Annotated in this window: 1 protein-coding gene; it reads right to left on the bottom strand. The window is 74.6% G+C overall.

Going from position 1 to position 2,402, the window contains the following annotated elements:
• A partial coding sequence (locus RWX45_RS01320) for a DEAD/DEAH box helicase family protein (protein WP_316021989.1) occupies positions 1-2,402 on the bottom strand: 2,402 nt, incomplete at both ends.

Genomic DNA, 2,402 nt, shown 5'->3' with positions numbered 1-2,402 from the left:
CTCCTGATCCGGCCCGCCGGTGAAGGCGACGCGCGCGCCCGCCTCGGTGTGTCAAGGATGAGCACGGCATCCTCGGCGAGGTCGGGTACGAGCCGGCCCGCGGCCTGCAGCCCGGCGAGCGTGCTCAGGGCGGCGCCGTGCCAGAAGGCGGCGCTGCGGCCGCGGCGCAAGAGGGCGTGGCCGTCGGTGAGCACCACCGTGAGTGCCTCGCGTCCCGCAGCGGTGGGTGCGCCGTGGGACGAGCCCGCCTCGGCGGCTACGGGCACGGCCCAGGCGCGGGCCTCTTGCTCACGCGGCGGAAGCGACGTGGCGGCGTTGAGGGCGGTGACCAGCTCGGCGTCGGCACCGGCGTGCGCAGCCCGAGACAGCAGCGTGCGCTGGGACGGCGTCAGGGCGGCGGGCAGGCCGGTGCGAATCGGGGCAGCCGCGTCGTCGGGCGCATCCGCCGGGGTCGCAACCGCGCTCCACAGATAGTCGTGGCGGCGTTCCAGCCGGGCCAGATCGCTGCCGGCCCCGGCCTGCGCCTGGCGAGGCAGCAGGCAGGTGACCGACCAGTTGTGGGCGCTTTTGCCCGGCCAGGCCGGATCCAGGCGCAGGGTGCGTCCGCGCAGCTGCTGGACGGAGGTTGCGGTGGTCACGGTGGTGAGGTCGATGAGGGTGTTGACCGCCGGGCAGTCCCACCCCTCCCCGAGCAGGCCACGGGTGCCGACCACGAGCCGGACGGCGCCGCGCTCCACCAGGGTGCTCACCGCGCGCACCACCGCGGCCGAGCCGGTTTCGGGGCCGCGCACACGCAGCACCCAGCCGTCGTCATGGGCGGGCAGCGCCAAACCGGTCGCCTCGCGCAGGTCGGCGAGGAGGGCGGCGTCCGGGGAGGCGAGCTGCAGGTGGCGTCCGGTCAGCAGCACCGGGTGCAGGTCACGCACCACCGCATCGGCCAGCATGGTGGCGTAGCAGCGCAGGGCACCGCCCTGGGCCTGTGCCGACGGCGCCCCGGGGTCGGTGAGCACATTGAGGGCGCGGTGGGTGGCGGAGCGGTCGGCGGCATCGGTGACGACGACGGCCCGCAGCCGCTCCCCCAGGGCCGCCTGCTCGGTGCGCAGGATCTCCACGGCGGCCACATCCTTGGCTCGGGAGGCAGCACAGACGGTGTCCTGCGGCGAGCGCCCCACCCGCAGCCCGGCGTCGGTGAGGTGGTAGCCGTATCCGGCCAGGAGCTCTTTGACGCCCTCCCACTGCTGGCGGCGGGCGGGGTCGGGAAGGAGTCGGCCGAGGGCGTAGCGGCCGAGTAGGTCCAGTAGCTCGTCGATGTCGAGTATTCGGGCGGGCGGGAGGAGGGGAACCAGGGTGGTGGTGAGCACGGTGGGCGTGTAGGCGCCCAGCCGTTGCTGCAGCAGGGCGGCGGCGGCCGTCGCCGCCTGCGGGTCGGCGTCGAAACCGGCAACCAGGCGCGCGGTGAGGCTGGCGGCGAGCTCATCGGGCCCCGGTTCGGGTGCGAGCATGTCGAGCAGGAACTGAATCCCGTCCGGGGACAGCAGTAGTTCGTCGATGCGGTGCCCCAGCTCGGCACCGGCGGCGGCGAGGAAGTTCTGCTCCTCGGGGTCGGGCAGGGTGAAGCGCACGAGATTGCGGCTGGGGGCGAGGCAGCCGGCGCGAACGACGGCGGGGATGGGGATCTCGTAGTCGACGTCGCCCAGCAGCGCGTAGTAGCGGGAACGGGAGCGGTCCTCAACGGAGGGCAGGGTGGCGGTCAGGCCGATGAGGGTGGGGCGGGCGCCGACCGCGTCAAGGCGGGCGAGCAGGTAATGGACGACGGCCGCCCAGTGGGTGCGCAGGTGGTGGCACTCGTCGACGATGATGGTGCCGACGCGTGCCTCAACGAGCGCGTCGAGGCGGGAACGGGCCTGCGGGTGTAGCAGGGCGGCGAGGTGGTCGACGTCCAGGGAGGCGACCGTGGCGCGTATGGAGGAGGCGCGCCGGGAGATGCCGGAGAGGTAGGCGGCCGGGTTGGAGGCGGCCAGGTCGGCCAGCCAGGTCTCGGCCTGCTGCGGGGTCTGGCCGGTGGCGGTCAGTTCCTCCACCCAGCGGGTCCGGGCGGCCTCTTGCCAGGGGGCGGCGGAGTCCACCACCGACAGGGACTGGTAGGTGACGGCGGTGAAATCGTCCGGGGCGGCGTCGGGGGCGACGGCGTCGGCAACCGTCGGGGCGGCCCCTGCGGCGGTGCGGAAGCAGGTGCGGGCCTGGTCAACCCACTGCTGGCGGATGACGGTTGTGGGGGTGAGCACGAGCGCGGGCCGCCCGTTGGCCACCGCCAGCGCGAGCCCGATGAGGGTCTTGCCGGCGCCGGGCGGGGCCACGAGGTGCAGGCGGGCGCCGTCGTCGGGGCTGACGGCGCGCAGCAG

Source organism: Actinomyces sp. MRS3W, from assembly GCF_032465695.1.
In the GTDB taxonomy this organism is placed as follows: Bacteria; Actinomycetota; Actinomycetes; order Actinomycetales; family Actinomycetaceae; genus Actinomyces.
The sequence above is the reverse complement of the archived record's forward strand: the minus strand, read 5'-3'. Positions and strand labels throughout refer to the sequence as shown.